This window comes from Flavobacterium defluvii (assembly GCF_900129555.1).
GTDB classification, from domain to species: domain Bacteria; phylum Bacteroidota; class Bacteroidia; order Flavobacteriales; family Flavobacteriaceae; genus Flavobacterium; species Flavobacterium defluvii.
The window spans coordinates 54,793-71,446 of sequence record NZ_FQWC01000010.1; the positions used below are offsets into that span (position 1 = coordinate 54,793).

Here is a 16,654-nt window from a genome sequence, read left to right on the forward strand (position 1 = left end):
CTATTTTCATAATTCTAAAAAATCTTAATTTTAAAATTATGAAAAACGAATTTAAAAAAGGTTTTTATTTTAAGTCGTACGAAGCTCCTTTTCAGTCTCCGTTTGAAAAACTTTTTGGTATTTTCAAAGAGTTAATCACCCATACTTCGGGCGATTTTGATGAAGCGATAAGCTGGCTTAGAGAGTTAGATGTAGAATATAAACTGACCGATGAGAACTACACAATCGATGATTTTATCGAAGATTTAAAAAAGAAAGGTTATATAAAAGACGAAGTCAAAGAAGACGGAACGAACGGTTTTGGAATTACAGCTAAAACAGAACGTGCGATTCGTCAGCAGGCTTTAGATCAGATTTTTGGAAATTTAAAACGTTCCGCAAACGGAAATCACAAAACAAAACATGCCGGAAATGGAGACGAACATACAGGAGAATTTCGCGAGTTTAATTTTGGTGATGGTTTAGAACGTATTTCACTGACCGAAAGTCTCCGAAATGCTCAAATTAATAACGGTGTTGAGAGTTTCATGCTGACTGAAAATGATTTAATTGTCGAAGAAACGCAGTACAAAGCACAAATGAGTACCGTTTTGATGATCGACATTAGCCACAGTATGATTTTGTATGGAGAAGACCGAATCACGCCTGCTAAAAAAGTGGCAATGGCTTTGGCTGAATTAATCACAACCCGCTATCCAAAAGATACGCTCGATATTTTGGTTTTCGGAAATGATGCCTGGACAATCCCAATTAAAGATCTGCCGTATCTGCAAGTTGGTCCATATCACACTAATACAGTTGCAGGACTACAATTGGCGATGGATATTTTACGCCGAAAACGAAATACGAACAAACAGATTTTCATGATTACCGACGGAAAACCAAGCTGTGTGCGTGAGCGTGATGGTTCGTACTATATGAACAGTAATGGTCTCGACGAATATATTGTAGATAAATGCTATACACAGGCACAACAAGCCAGAAAATTACACATTCCCATTACGACTTTTATGATTGCAAACGATCCGTATTTGCAGCGTTTTGTGAATCATTTTACAGAAGCCAATCAGGGAAAAGCATTTTATACCGGATTAAAAGGCCTTGGCGAAATGATTTTTGAAGATTATGAAACGAATAGGAAGAAAAGGGTTCGTTAATTTTTAGGTTCAAAGTGGCAAAGGTTCAAAGGGACAAAGATTTTTAATAGATAATTTACACACAACGCATATCGTAGAGACACACCGCAGTGCGTCTACACACAGCAATGACACAATATTTGTCATTAAAAAACAATAATAAAATCGATATTTCAATAAAAATGGAAATAAACAATATAAAAACATTAGGGCAGTTAAAAGCTGCAGGATATAAGAGCATAAGTATTAAGGACGAATTGCGTAACAATCTTCGTGAGAAAATAAAATCAGGAAAACCGGTTTTTGAAGGTGTTCACGGATTCGAAAATACGGTAATTCCAGAACTGGAACGTGCAATTCTTTCTCGTCATAATATCAATTTATTAGGTCTTCGCGGACAGGCAAAAACACGTTTGGCGCGCAAAATGGTAGAATTGTTAGACGAATATATTCCGTTTGTAGCGGGTTCAGAAATTAATGATGATCCGTTAAATCCAATTTCACGTTTTGCAAAAGATTTAATCGAAGAAAAAGGCGATGAAACTCAAATTTCATGGTTACACAGAAACGAACGTTTCTTCGAAAAATTAGCAACACCAGATGTAACCGTAGCCGATTTAATTGGAGATGTTGACCCAATTAAAGCTGCAAATTTAAAATTATCGTATGCTGATGACCGCGTGATTCATTTTGGAATGATTCCGAGAGCGAACAGAAGTATTTTTGTAATTAACGAATTACCAGATTTACAGGCCAGAATTCAGGTTGCTTTATTTAATATTCTGCAGGAAGGCGACATTCAAATTCGCGGATTCAAATTGAGAATGCCGCTTGATATGCAGTTTATTTTTACTGCAAATCCGGAAGATTATACAAACAGAGGAAGTATAGTAACACCTCTAAAAGACAGAATTGGTTCGCAGATTTTAACACATTATCCTGAAACAGTTGAAATTGCAAGAACCATTACACAGCAGGAAGCAAAACTGGACGAAAACCAAAGTGATGTCGTTTATGTACCAAGTCTAGCCAGAGATATTTTAGAGCAAATTAGTTTTGAAGCTCGCGAAAGCGAATACATAGATAACAAAAGTGGGGTAAGTGCCAGAATGAGTATTACGGCTTTTGAGAATTTAATAAGTTCTGCAGAACGTCGTGCTTTAAAATCCGGAGTTGACAAAACAAATCTTCGTTTATCTGATTTTATGGGAATTATTCCGGCCATTACAGGAAAAGTAGAATTAGTTTATGAAGGAGAGCAGGAGGGAGCAGCTGTTGTGGCACAGCATTTAATAGGTTCAGCTATCAGGACTTTGTTTCCAAACTATTTTCCTAAGATTGAAAAATTAGAAAAACCAGGAGAAAAAACGCCTTATTCTGATTTGATCGAATGGTTTTTTGCAGAAAGCGGCTTTGAATTATTAGACGATGCCACTGATGCAGAGTATCAGGCTATTTTAGACGAAGTAACGCCTTTGGATATTTTAGTAAAAAAATACCAGCCGCAATTAGACAAAAAGGATCAATATTTTGTAAAAGAGTTTGTACTGTGGGCTTTGGTTGAATATAAAAAACTAAGCAAAGACCGTTTTGCACAGGGACATCAGTTCAAGGATATGTACGGAAGTTATATTAGTAAATTGTAAATTCTTAATGATTATAAAGAAACCCGACAGGTTTTAAAAACCTGTCGGGTTTCTTTATAATCATTGTTTGTCGATCTTTGTCAAAGTTTAAAACTTTGACAAAGATTTATAGCAAACCAGATATTATAAAAAACTAATTTTGTAAACAAAATTTAATTCTATGTTATTTCTTATTCTAAGCATTTTGTGCAGTGTTACGGTTGGTGTAATCTTCAAAATAACCCGTAAATACAATGCAAATCCAATTCAGATTATAGCTTTTAATTATATAATGGCAATATTACTTTGCTATTTTACCTTTAGCCCGGATTTAAATGTAGTTCATGCCGATGCGCCCTGGAATATTTATACTGCAGTTGGTATTTTACTGCCAATCGTTTTTCTGTTTTTATTTACTTCAATAAAACACATGGGAATTGTAAAAACAGATGCTGCACAGCGTTTGTCTCTGTTTATTCCGATAATTGCAGCTTGGCTGATTTTCAAAGAAGAATTCAATTCATATAAAGTTATCGGATTGATAATAGGATTTATAGCACTTTTATTCATCTTAAAAAAACAATCAGGAAACGATCAAAACAAATGGATGTATCCCGCAGCAGTTTTTTTAGGTTTCGGGATTATCGATATTCTTTTTAAGCAAATTGCACTTTTTACTGCTTTGCCTTATACAACTTCTTTGTTTATCGTTTTTGATATTTCATTGGCAGTTTCTTTGCTTATTGTGGTTTATGATGCTGCCATTAAAAAAGTCCAACTCAATTATAAAAATATCCTTTTTGGAGGTTTAGTCGGGATTTTCAACTTCGGAAATATATTATTTTATTTAAAGGCACATAAGGCTTTCGCCGAAAATCCATCAACTGTTTTTGCAGGAATGAACATGGGTGTGATTGTTTTAGGAAGTCTTGTTGGACTACTTTTCTTCAAAGAAAAACTATCTAAAATTAATATTTTAGGACTGATTTTAGCTCTAATCGCTATTGTTTTTATCGTAAAATCACAATTTTAGTGTTTTTTTTAATCTCTTAAATCATTAATTTACAATGGATTTAATGTTAATTTTATATTTTTATAAAATAAACTCGACTAATTCTATAGAATTTATAAATAATATTTTATAGATTTGCAATAACAATGAAAAACTATGTCCAAAATATCATCCCGTTTATGTGCAGTTTGACGATGTGCTGCATGTCGACCCGTGCGATGAAATGGCGTTAATAGAGAAAGTACTTGTTAGTTATTTTTTTTTAGCCTTTCATGCACCATGAAAGGCTTTTTTTAGGAACCATTAAAATAAAAATAAAATGAGATCAAATAGAAACATACATACGATGATGCATTGCTGCCAGACCAAAATTCCGTGTTGCATGTGCTGCTGTTGATTTTATTTAGAACAAAACATTTTATTAAACCCAAATTGATAATCCAAAAAATTAAAAATAAATACTATGAGTGCAGAAATTATAAAACAGAATCCCTTTCAATCTATGATTGACAGGTTTAATATAGCAGCCGATATTTTAAAATTAGATGAGTCTATTAGACAAAAGCTGCAGCGTCCGGAAAAACAAATTGTGGTAAATTTTTCTATAACATTAGATAATGGAAGCGAGCAGAATTTTGAAGGATACAGAGTAATTCACAATACGGCTTTAGGTCCGTCAAAAGGAGGAATTCGTTATGACAATGCCGTTAATCTCGATGAGGTAAAAGCACTGGCAGCCTGGATGACATGGAAATCTGCCGTAACAGGAATTCCGTTTGGAGGTGCAAAGGGCGGCATTATTTGCGATCCAAAAACGCTTTCTAAAACAGAATTAGAAAGAATTACAAGAGCATATACAAAAGCTTTAGCCGATATTTTTGGTCCGGAAAAAGATGTTCCCGCTCCGGATATGGGAACTGGACCAGACGAAATGGGCTGGCTGATGGATGAATTTTCATTAGTTCACGGAAAAACAATTCACGCCGTAGTAACCGGAAAACATTTGCATTCCGGAGGTTCGCTTGGAAGAGTAGAAGCAACCGGAAGAGGTGTAAGCATTATTACTTTGCTGGCGCTTGAAAAATTAAAAATCAGACCGGCAAGATCAACTGCTGCGATTCAGGGATTTGGAAATGTTGGTTTGCATTCGGCTTTGTTTTTATATGAAAAAGGAGTTAAGATAGTTGCGGTAAGTGATGTTTCGGAAGCGTTTTTCAATCCGGATGGAATCAATATTCCGGAATTGATATTATATTATAATCTTAATAATAAAACGATAAAAGGATATCCAAATTCAGTAGCTATAAAACATGAAGAATTATTGTTTTTAGATGTTGATGTTTTGATTCCGGCTGCAAAAGAAGATGTTATTACAAAGAAAAATGCAAATGATGTTCGTGCTAAAATAATCATTGAAGCGGCAAACGGACCTGTTTCTTCTGATGCTGATGAAATTTTGCAAGGTAAAAATGTATTAGTGGTTCCGGATATTTTAGCAAATGCCGGCGGAGTTACGGTTTCTTATTTTGAATGGCTTCAAAATTCACTTTTGGAATCCTGGAGAATTCATCAAATAAATAAACGTTTAGAAGACATTTTAGAAAAAGGTTTTGAAACGGTATTTAGAGTTTCAGCAAAATACGACGTAAGTCCGAGAATTGCGGCTTACATAATTGCGCTGAAAAAAGTAGCTGAAACACAATCTGTTAAAGAAGTAGCTTTAGAGGCTCCAAAATTTAAGCAGAATTAAATTTTTTAAAATAAAAATCAGATAATTTTCATCAGTTAAATACGTTTTTTGACTGATGAAAATGTCTTTTTTTTAGTTCATATCAATATTAAAGTAATTTTTAAAAATGAAAAACATTAATTTTCTTGCCTTTGCAATGCCCGCTTTCTTCCTGTTTTTATTTCTGGAATATAAGCTTGCACAACGAAAAAAGAGACCTGAAATTTTTAATTATGAAAGTTCTGTATCGAATATCAGTATTGGAATTGCAGAACGGTTGATTAATTTGTTTGTTGCCGCAAGCTTCTATCAATTGTATTATTTGATTTATGACGATTACAGGATTTTTGAAATTCCGAGTAATTTTTTAGTCTGGATTGCCTTAATTCTTGCCACAGATTTTGTCTGGTATTGGTATCACAGATTAGGGCACGAAGTCAATTTTTTCTGGGCAGCACATATTGTACATCATCATAGTGAAGAATTTAATTTTACGGCCGCTGCCAGGATTACCACTTTTCAGGCCATAATCCGAACGGGATTTTGGTGTGTGCTTCCGTTCGTTGGTTTTCATCCCACAATGGTAATTACGATGCTCATTGTTCACGGTGCTTATTCTTTCTTTACCCATACACAGCTAGTTGGTAAAATAAAATGGCTCGAATATGTTTTTGTAACACCTTCTGTTCATGGAGTTCATCATGCTTCTGATGAAAAATACCTTGATAAAAATTACGGCGATATGTTTACTTTTTGGGATCGTCTTTTTGGAACTTTCCAGACAGAAGAAGAAAAACCAAAATACGGATTAACTCATCCGCTAAAAAGTTATAGCTTCCTTTGGCAGCATTTTCATTATTATTTTGAAATATATGAATTATGGCGACGTTCAAAAGGTTTTAAAGCCAGATGGAAAGCCGTTTTTGGAAGTCCCGCCCACATGGATCAGGATATTCGTCCAACATTAGAAAAACGTTTTCTACAAGATAAAAGCAATCCGCATCAAAGACTTCGATTTAGAAATTACCTTTATATTCAATTGGGAGTCTGCACTTTATTGCTGACTGTTTTTACGTATTATTTTGATGTTTTAGAAGCGTATGATAAGATTTTTGTATTGTCGATTGTTATTATCACTTTAATAAACTGCGGAGCCATATTAGAACAAAGAAAATGGATTTATTACCTTGAATACACTCGAATTTTTATGATTACCACGTATTTTTTATACGAAAGAGATCTAACCATTTTTTTCTTCATTCCGCTGGCCATTATGATATTTGCAGAGCAATTGTTTTCACTAAGTAGATATTACCAAAATATGATATTGCAGTTAGAATCTGCTGAGTAAATAAAATAAAACGGCCACGAATTCACGAATTTGTATTTAAATAATTCGTGAATTCGTGGCCGTTTTTAATTTAAAATTTTAGTTAGAGTTTGTCATTTCTACTTCGTCGAAATGACAAGATTGTGTAAAAAAAACTTAGTTCCTTAGAACCTTAGCATCTCAAAACCTTAAATAGTCTTTATCGCCATAATCTTCTCTTCAAAAGTATCTTTAAAGTCCGATTTACTTTTAATTCTGGTTTTATACGTATAAATGGTAGCTACAGAAAGTTCCAGAAATTCAGCCATTTGACTGCTGTCTTGTATTCCTAATCGGTATAAGGCAAAAATGCGAAGTTCCGTGTTTAAAAGTTCGCCTTTCTTTACAATACATTTATGATCATTAGGAAATAAATTATTAAAATCGGTCACAAAAGTTGGAAATAATTTCAGGAAGATTTCATCAAATTGATGGAAAAGATTTTCTCTTTCTTCTTTTACATTATAACGTTTTAAACTCGCAATAACTTCATCGGTTTTCTTTGTAATGATTTTATGCAGCGTACTTTTCTGAATATGATCAATCTTATTGATGAAAGCAGAAGTTGCCTTAATAAAATACGTAATATATTCCTCTTTAATTGCATTTGCCTCACTCAGACTTATATTCATTTCCTGAAGCTGGGCATATGATGAAGCCATTATTTTTCTCGCTTTATTTTTTTCTTTTAATTGCTTGAAAATAATTATTGAAAACAAAACGATTATCAGTGTTAAAATCGTCAAAAGAATAATAATCCTTTCTAATTTGTCATTTTTATCTTTTACGTTGTTTAACTGCGCTTTTTCAATAATAGGCAATATCGACGAGATTTCAATTTTACGATGTCTGGCGTTGTAAAAAGTAGCGTCATCCATTGCAATATTAATATATTCGTTCGCTTTGTCCAGATAACCCATTTTAAAGAGTTCATTGGCCAGATTTCGAAGCGCAACCGTTTCTTTAGTCGCGTTTTTAACATCGGCAATGGCGGCGAGTGCGAGATAATGAATTGCTTTTTTTGTATAACCTCTTTCTGAATAAATATAACCAAGACTTGAGGTTGCAATTCCGTAATAATCCGGAGGTAAATCGTAATTGTTAATCCAGTAACTAAAAGCAAATTCAGCGCCTCGCCAGTCTTGCTGCTTTAAACGTTTAAGACTTTCGGCAGCCCAATATTCATTAGAATTGGTTCCAATTAATTCCAGAGCCTTTTTCAGAAAATGATTTCCCTGCTGTACATAATGAATATTAAAACGCTGATCGCGATTATAATCGGCTAGATCATAATAAGCGCGGGCTTTAATATTATAGTATTCAAATTTGTTTTTTTGATCGAGTTTTTGATCGTCGATTACATTTAGTGTATCAATGGCTTCTTTAAACAATCCTGATGAAAGTAAAACGAAACCTTCTTTAATTCGGCTTTTTGCCAAATATTTAGGATCTTTTAAAACCTTGGCTTTGATTTTTGCTTCTTCTAAATAATAATAGGCAGAGTCGTATTTGAATGATTTGTATTCTTCAAACAACGACATATAAGTATTGTAAAGGTCTTCATTATTTTGACTTACAGTAAATTTTGAAACATTTCTTTTTAACGCTTCAATTTTGCGATATTTCTGTTTTAAGTAAACTTCTTTTTTGAGCAGTACATTATCTAATTCTTCAAGAATTGGATTTGTCTCTTTCGCAGTTAGAGAAAAACCCGCAATGAAAAAATACAGTACAAATATTTTTTGCATGGTTTGGTTGTGGTTTTAGGGTAAGATAATTTATGGTTGAGTTAATTCGTTTAAAGCAAAATTAATTAAAAACTGATGATTAGCAGTTTTAGAAAATCGTGAGCAGCTTTTTTAATGATTTTCTTCTAAAGCACTGCAATATAAGTCTCTGAGTGGGTCTTAAAATGTTAAAAGTACTCTAATAATTTGCAATTATACAATAAAAAGCAATTATATATATGTATACTGAAAAAATATTCACATAAAATTTTCATATTGTCATATTTACCATTATTTACACAACGTTTTTCATCTAAACAAGACCTTGATTTTTATGTTTTTTACTAAAATTTAAACTATTGATAATCAATATTTTAATTACGAAAACGTTTGAAATTCATCTTGATTTTTTACAGATATTTTTTTTTAGATTTATTTAACATCTAGCTTCGTACTGTCCTTTTTAAGGGATGAAAAACTAACAAAAACCAAAAATTTATGAGAAGTAAAAGTTATTATTGGTTAGCTCTGTTTATGTGTTTTTTCGCAATTGGCTGCGACAATACAGAAGATGGAAGCTACGTTGATCCGATTACGATTTATGAAAAAGTAAATGGAAATTGGGGATTAACAAATCTGAAAATGGTTGATGAATTTGCAAAGGCAAATAAGATCGAACCAAGTGAAGAAAACTTGAGTACTTTTTTTAACTACGAAGATTTTAAAATTAATTTTAGCGTAGACGAAAAAAACAGACCAACAAGTTATGAAGTAACAGGCAATGTTCCGCCTTTATTTGCACCAAAAGGGTATTGGGCATTAAGCTCAGATTTTCAGCAAACCAATGCAAGCGCAGTAAAAATCTACTTGTACAGCGACGCTGCAAAAACTCAAAAAACAGACGAACTTAGAGTAACATCAGTTCCTGGAAGCAATGACGAAATGGAATTTCAGTTAGTGCATTCTTCAGGAGGAACTCCGTTTGTGACTTATGTATTCAAATTAAATGCTATTAACTAAGAAGTAATATGAAAAAAATTCTATATACAATTTTACTTGCCCTTTTGATGGCTCCTAATTTTACTAAGGCACAAGAAGCCGCAGGAGCTGTTGGACCGATGTCATCTTTTCCGGTTGTGTACAAATATGATGAGCAGGTTACATGGTACTTTGACCTTTCTGGAACTACGTTTTTAGAAAATGAAGATTTATATATCTGGATTTGGTCTCCATCTGAACCGGATGCAGGAAACTGGGAAAACTCATCTGATTTTGCAAAACTGCACTATGAAGGAAATAAAATGTGGAGTTTTACTCTTACGCCAACTTTATATTTTTCTAAAACTCCTGAAGAGATTGCAGCAAGTGCAGGATTTTGGTTTCGTTTAAAAAACAAAAACGGATCTAAACAAAGTGACGTGGCCAATATGCCATATACTGATTTTTCATCTTTTTACACTGCAAATGAGTTAATCAGAGCTTATCCAACAAAACCAACTTTGGATAAAGGTGTAAGTATTTTATTTAATGCCAATTTAGCACCCGGATTTGCTGATGCTACAAGCGTTCACTTTCATAGTGGATTAAACAATTGGGATATTAAACAAGAATATCAGGCATGGTTACCGGACATTGTTGAAAAAACCAAACTAAAAGACTTAGGAAACGGATTCTACAAAATGGATTTAGTTCCAAAAACATACTACAATGCACCAGATGGTTACGTAATGGAAAATTTAGTTTTCCTTATGGTAAAAGACAACTGGGCAGGAACAATTCCGGATCAGGTTTTATATGCAGGAGCTTATGTACCGCCACCGCCGCCGGTATTTGGATTTTTCCCTTTACAAATCAGCCAGAAAGATTTCTTAGGAATCTACAGAAAAAACAACGAGCCGGGTGTAAACAAATTAATTTATACTATTACAGCTGGTGCAAAAACAATTTCTGGTGAGTTTAGCGGAGGTACTGCAGAGATAAAAGGATTTGTCAATTTGGTTTCAGAACTTAAGGATTCTCCTGTTTTAAGTGAAATTCATGTTTTAGTTAAAGACAACAAAGACAAAACAATTTCAGACACAACGATTCCGCTTAAAACCTTAGACAAATAATTCACTATCAAATTAAAACATCATTCTAATGAATAGTAAAAATAAAAGAATAGTCCTGCATCAAATGTGGACTACTAAATCGCTGGTATTCATGATTTTCATGCTTTTTATTTCGGCAGGAATGTTTGCTCAGGGAAAAAAGCTGGTAACGGGTACCGTTTATGACAATACAGGTACTGTATTGCCGGGCGCATCGGTAATAGAGTCTGGAACTAGAAATGCAACGACTACAGATTTTGACGGGAAATTTAGTCTTGAGGTAGCCGTAGGAGGTACAATCGAAGTTTCATTCATCGGTTCAACCACTCAAAAAGTGCAGATCACAGCAGCTTCATCAAAATTAGAAGTTCGTTTACAAAATGACGGTTATCAATTGGCCGAAGTTCAGGTGGTTTCTGTTGGATACGGAACACAAAAGAAATCTGATTTAACGGGAGCAATTTCTACAGTAACATCTGATAATTTAGTAAAAGGAACCATTTCTTCTACAGAGCAGGTTTTACAGGGAAAAGTGGCCGGATTAAATATCATTCGTCCTTCTGGAGATCCTGCTGCAGGTTCAACAATTCGTTTACGTGGAGGAACTTCATTAACAGCAAGCAACAGTCCGCTTATTGTAGTTGACGGAATTGCCGGTGTTGATATCAATGTAGTTCAGCCTTCAGATATTAAATCGGTTGACGTTCTTAAAGATGCTTCTGCAACCGCTATTTATGGTTCAAGAGGAGCAAACGGGGTTATTATTATTACAACAAAATCAGGAACAAAAGGTGTTTCTGTAGTATATAACGGTTCATCAAGTATTGGTTATGTTAATGATAATTTAGATCTTTTATCTGCCAATCAATGGAGAGGTTATGTTCGCCAAACAGGAAACATGGACGCTGTTGATTATGGTGGAAATACAAACTGGCAAAAAGCTATCGAGCAGACTGCAGTTTCTCAATCTCATACTTTAAGTATCAATTCGGGAAAAGCTGACAGCGGTTTTAGAACTTCTATCGGATATTTAAATAACGAAGGAGTTATTAAAAAATCTGGTTTAGAAAGAATCAGCGGAAACGTAAGTGCTTACCAATTTCTTGGAGACAATAAAGATGTAAAATTTGATGTTGGTTTATTTGCCAATATCGACAAATGGCACCCAATCGATTACAGAATTTTTGAGCGTGCTTACAACTTAAACCCAACAATTCCGGTTTATGATGCTAATGGAAACTTTACATCTGTAGGAGGAAATATCTACGAAAATCCGGTTGAAATTTTAACAAACAGAACAGTTGATAACGAAAGACACAGACTTTTAGGTTATTTTAAAACTGAAGTTAAATTCTTAAACGATTTTCAGGCAGTTGCTAATATTTCGTTAGAACACAATGCAGTAGCAGGCGGAACTTACAAACCAACATACGCTATTATGGAAGGTAGAACTGAAGCTGGTTATGCACAAAGAACTTACGCTGAATATACAAACGCACAAGGTGAACTGTATGTAAACTATTCAAAAGTTATCGATAAACATAATATCAGCGCATTGGCAGGTTATTCTTATCTTGAAAATATTTACCAAGGTTTTGGAGCACAGCGTTCAGGTTTCGTAACAGATGCTTTTAGCTACAATAATTTAGGTGCAGGTTACAACTATCGTTTAGGAGATGTTTATTCTTATAAAGGAAAATCAAACCTTGTTTCATTCTACGCTCGTGCAAATTACAATTACGACGGAAAATATCTGCTTACTGCAACAGTAAGACGTGATGGATCAAGCCGTTTTGGAGAAAACAATAAATGGGGAACTTTCCCATCTGCATCTGCAGCATGGAAAATTTCTAACGAAGATTTTATGAGCGGTACAAAAGACTGGTTAGGATCTTTAAAATTAAGAGTAGGTTATGGAGTTACAGGTAACCAGGACGGAATTGGTGAATACAAATCACTTTCAATCTTAGGAGTTGGAAATGACAGTTACTATGATCCGGTTACAGGAACATGGAGCTTAGCTTATTCTCCTAAACAAAACCCAAATCCTGATTTGAAATGGGAATCTACAAGACAAATAAACGTGGGTATCGATTTTGGTCTTTTTGACAGAATCACAGGATCATTTGAATGGTACCAAAAAAACACTCACGATTTATTATACACTTACGAAGTGCCTCAGCCTCCATATTTAGTGGGAACAATGCTGGCAAACGTGGGTGAAATGTCTAACAAAGGAGTTGAGCTTACTTTGAATGCTGATATCGTAAGAGGAGATAAATTTACATGGAATGCTAATTTAACATTGGGACACAACGTTCAAAAAATCGAAAAATTATCAAATCCAACGTATAAAACTGATGTTATTTACAGCGGTTCATTACACGGTTTAGCAGGTATGTCTGGTCAGTATTCTCAAATTATTGCAGAAGGATATCCAGTTGGAACTTTCTGGGGATTCAGAAATGCCGGTCTTGATGCAAACGGAAAAATTCAGTACTACAATGCAGCAGGAAATGTTGTGGCAGAAAGTGCTTTAGTTGATGCTGATAAAACAGATTTAGGAAATATTCAGCCAGATTTAACTATGGGTATCGGAATGAATTTTACTTACGGAAATTTTGATCTTGGTGTTACAGGTTACGGAATGTTTGGACAAAAAGCTTTAAACGCTACAAACATGATGCTGAACGATCCAACAAGATTACCATCTTACAATGTACCGGATGATTTCTTAGGAAGCGGCATTACTTCTTCTCCTAAATATTCTGATTACTGGATCGAAGATGCTTCTTTCTTTAGATTACAGACACTTTCTCTTGGATACACAATGCCGTTAGGTTTCAAAAATTCAAAATTAAGAATGTACATCATGGGAGAAAATTTGTTTGTAATTACAGGTTACAAAGGTGTAGATCCGGAGATTGGTTTAAATGCTCAGGATGGTGTTGACCAAACAGGATTAGCAGCGCCTGGTATCGATAAATACAACAATTATCCAAGACCAACTACAATTTCTGTTGGATTAAATTTCACGCTGAATAACTAAGCGATTAACTCAAAAATATAAAAAATGAAAATCAAAATAACAGCAGCAATATTAGTAAGCATGCTTTTTACGATATCATCTTGTACGGATTTGGACGAACAGTTATATGATAGAGTAGAAGATGGAAATTTTGGAAATACGCCAAAAGAAATTGATGCATTGGTTGGAGGAGCATATTCTTCTTTAAGAGGTTTCGCTGATGGAATTTCAAACAATTACCCAACCTGCGAATACGTATTCTTTTTGAATGAAACCGTTTCTGATGAAGCTACAATCCCTACCAGAGGAACAAACTGGTACGATGGCGGACAATATCAGGATGCGCAGAGACATACCTGGAAAGCAGACAACCGTATGATTCTTTCGGCCTGGCGTTACAACTACACCGGAATTGCAAAAATCAACTCTATCATTTATCAAATCGATAAATCGTCATTGACAGATAATGCAAAAGCACCAATTTATGCTGAATTAAAAGCTTTGAGAGCTTATTACTATTACAATCTTTTAGATCTATTCGGAAATGTGCCAATCGTAGTAAACTTTGCAGACACAGCTTTGCCTTCAAACTCTACAAGAAAACAAGTTTATGATTTTGTTGAAAAAGAATTAACAGACGCAATCCCGCATTTAACTGGAAATGTAGTGTATTCTAAAATGACAAAAAATGTGGCGTATGCACTTTTAGCAAGATTATATCTTAACTCAAAAGCTTTCATAGGGGTAGAGCGCTGGCAGGATTGTATCGACATGTGCCAAAAAATTTCAGGTTATACACTGGCTCCGGATTTCTTTGCCAATTTTGCAACACAAAATGAGAAATCTCCTGAAATTATTTTCGCAATTCCTTACGATTCAAAAGCAGGAACTGTTGGAAACTACATGAACTCAATGTCATGTCACTACCTTCATAAATTGACAATTTCTCCAGTTGGAGATTATCCTTGGAGTGCCAACGGAATGTGCGCACAGCCGGGAGTTTATTCAGCTTTTGCCGATACAGACAAAAGAAAGAAATGTATGATCGCAGGAGATCAGATCAATTTAGCAACAGGAACTGTAATAACAATGGATAATGGAGAACCATTAACCTATACAGAAGAAGTTACAAGTATTACTGATGCTAAAGAAAACGAAGGTGTTCGTTTAGGAAAATATGAAATGAAAGCCGGAGAAACATGGGAACGCGATCACGATTTAGTAGTAATTCGTTATGCCGAAATTTTAATGATGCAGGCAGAATGTTACGTTCGTTTAGGCTCTCCGGATTTAGCAAAACCTTTTGTACAACAAGTTACAGCCCGTGCCGGAGAAGAAATGCCGGCAACAATCGATCTTAACTTTATAGATCAGGAATTGCTTAAAGAATTCACTTTTGAAGGAAGAAGAAGAACCGATAATATTCGTTTTGGAACTTTCTTCCAGCCATGGTGGGAAAAAGGAACAACGCCTGCTTACAGAGCAATTTTCCCAATTCCGAGTACAGTTTTAACAACAAATAAAAACCTGGTACAAAATCCTGGGTACCCGGTAAATTAGAACTGAATGTCAGTCTTCCATGTTGGTTAGTCGTGGAAGGCTGACATATTTATAGCATAGAAACTTTTTTAATTGCTATAATCTGCAGCAAAAAATAAAATAACAAACATCAATATGAAAAGATATATCACATTATTGTTTTTTGGGATAATGAATCTTGTAGTCGTTTCCGGATGCAGCAGCGATGACAAAAGTCCCGAAGAACCAGTAAAACCAGAAGTGCTTAAACCGGTTGCAATTGAAAAAACAAACAGCACCAAAATTTATGTACACTATATGCCCTGGTTTGAAACCAATGAAAGCAGTGCCGATAAAAAATGGGGATACCACTGGACAATGGCAAACAAAAATCCAAATACTATAGGTGCAAATAATCGCAGAGAAATAGCCTCTTATTATTATCCGCTTATCGGGCCATATCATTCGGGAGACAAAAATGTGATTGAAAATCATTTATTATTGATGAAATATTCAGGAATTGATGGTGTTTTAATCGATTGGTACGGAACTTATGACGTTAACGATTACCGCATGGTAAAAGAAAATACAGAGCAGCTTATTGCCATGCTGGATAAAGTTGGTTTAGAATATGCCATTGTTTACGAAGACAGAGTTACAACAAATGTTGTCAATGCGGGAAAAGCAATTTCTGTAACCAGTGCAGCAAAAACAGATTTGGCTTATATGGAGAAAAATTATTTTGATGATGCAAACTACATCAAAGTAAACGGAAAACCATTGTTGTTGAATTTTGGACCAATTGTATTGCAAACGCCTGCCGAATGGACAAACGTTTTCAATAGTATAACTACTAAACCTACCTTTTTAACCCTTTGGGACCAATCTGTAGAAGCCGGAGCAAATGCATCTGGAGAATATGCGTGGGTTTATAAAAACAGTACATATCTAACAAATTTTTATACCAATACAAAACCAAAACTTTCTGTAGCAATAGGAAGTGCTTATCCTGGGTTTAAAGATTTTTATGCCGAAGGCGGAGGCGGAGCAGCGATTGGATGGACAATTGACCACAACAACGGGGCAACGCTCGACGAAACACTTTCTCTGGCTAAAAATGCCAATTTAAACTACCTGCAGTTAATTACCTGGAATGACTTTGGAGAAGGAACTATGTTCGAACCAACAGTAGAATTTGGTTACACATACATCGAAAAAGTAAAAGCATTTGCCGGAGTTAAAAACACCGAATCTGTGTTTCCGGATATAAGCAAAATGTATAATCTGCGCGTAGAAAAGAAAGGTAATACCGAAGCTCAGAATAAACTGGATCAGGCTTTTAATTATTTTGTTTCTATGCAGCCAGCAAAAGCAAAACAGTTAATAAACGAAATAAAATAAGAGTTGTAATTAATACAAT

The 16,654-nt window shown here is 34.6% G+C and carries 11 protein-coding genes; 10 read left to right on the top strand and 1 reads right to left on the bottom strand.

Translation table 11 applies throughout. The features are described 5' to 3' along the window. Positions 1 to 38 precede the first annotated feature (38 nt). From BUC29_RS18590 to BUC29_RS18610, 5 genes are all read left to right on the top strand, one after another. On the top strand, positions 39 to 1,157 hold the full coding sequence (locus BUC29_RS18590) for a vWA domain-containing protein (protein WP_073417684.1): 1,119 nt from the start codon (positions 39 to 41) through the stop codon (positions 1,155 to 1,157). Between the two features lie 161 nt (positions 1,158 to 1,318). Beyond that, the gene (locus tag BUC29_RS18595; protein WP_073417795.1) at positions 1,319 to 2,782 is read left to right on the top strand and encodes an AAA family ATPase; all 1,464 of its coding nucleotides are present in this window, start codon (positions 1,319 to 1,321) and stop codon (positions 2,780 to 2,782) included. 160 nt (positions 2,783 to 2,942) lie between these two features. Further along, complete coding sequence (locus BUC29_RS18600; RefSeq protein WP_073417685.1) at positions 2,943 to 3,794, top strand: DMT family transporter; 852 nt, start codon at positions 2,943 to 2,945, stop codon at positions 3,792 to 3,794. A gap of 442 nt (positions 3,795 to 4,236) precedes the next feature. Beyond that, positions 4,237 to 5,523, top strand: coding sequence for a Glu/Leu/Phe/Val family dehydrogenase (locus BUC29_RS18605; protein WP_244160850.1), 1,287 nt, complete (start codon positions 4,237 to 4,239; stop codon positions 5,521 to 5,523). A 106-nt stretch (positions 5,524 to 5,629) separates the two neighbouring features. Further along, entirely contained in the window at positions 5,630 to 6,853 is a 1,224-nt protein-coding gene (locus BUC29_RS18610) for a sterol desaturase family protein (protein WP_073417686.1), read from the top strand. A gap of 167 nt (positions 6,854 to 7,020) precedes the next feature. Here BUC29_RS18610 and BUC29_RS18615 read toward each other — a convergent pair whose 3' ends face one another. Continuing rightward, entirely contained in the window at positions 7,021 to 8,619 is a 1,599-nt protein-coding gene (locus BUC29_RS18615; RefSeq protein ID WP_073417687.1) for a DUF6377 domain-containing protein, read from the bottom strand. A gap of 477 nt (positions 8,620 to 9,096) precedes the next feature. On the opposite strand from BUC29_RS18615, the gene BUC29_RS18620 reads away from it, so the two are divergent. From BUC29_RS18620 to BUC29_RS18640, 5 genes are all read left to right on the top strand, one after another. Further along, positions 9,097 to 9,618 carry a DUF5004 domain-containing protein gene (locus BUC29_RS18620; RefSeq protein ID WP_073417688.1) on the top strand — a complete coding sequence of 174 codons (522 nt, stop codon included), beginning with the start codon at positions 9,097 to 9,099 and terminating at the stop codon, positions 9,616 to 9,618. Between the two features lie 8 nt (positions 9,619 to 9,626). Continuing rightward, positions 9,627 to 10,709 carry an antibiotic biosynthesis monooxygenase family protein gene (locus BUC29_RS18625; RefSeq protein ID WP_073417689.1) on the top strand — a complete coding sequence of 361 codons (1,083 nt, stop codon included), beginning with the start codon at positions 9,627 to 9,629 and terminating at the stop codon, positions 10,707 to 10,709. 28 nt (positions 10,710 to 10,737) lie between these two features. Beyond that, positions 10,738 to 13,737, top strand: a complete 3,000-nt coding sequence (locus BUC29_RS18630; protein ID WP_084538682.1) for a SusC/RagA family TonB-linked outer membrane protein — start codon at positions 10,738 to 10,740, stop codon at positions 13,735 to 13,737. A 24-nt stretch (positions 13,738 to 13,761) separates the two neighbouring features. Continuing rightward, positions 13,762 to 15,276: a RagB/SusD family nutrient uptake outer membrane protein gene (locus BUC29_RS18635; RefSeq protein ID WP_073417691.1), complete on the top strand. Its 1,515-nt coding sequence runs from the start codon at positions 13,762 to 13,764 to the stop codon at positions 15,274 to 15,276. 114 nt (positions 15,277 to 15,390) lie between these two features. Further along, the gene (locus BUC29_RS18640; RefSeq protein ID WP_073417692.1) at positions 15,391 to 16,635 is read left to right on the top strand and encodes a glycoside hydrolase family 99 protein; all 1,245 of its coding nucleotides are present in this window, start codon (positions 15,391 to 15,393) and stop codon (positions 16,633 to 16,635) included. Positions 16,636 to 16,654 lie beyond the last annotated feature (19 nt).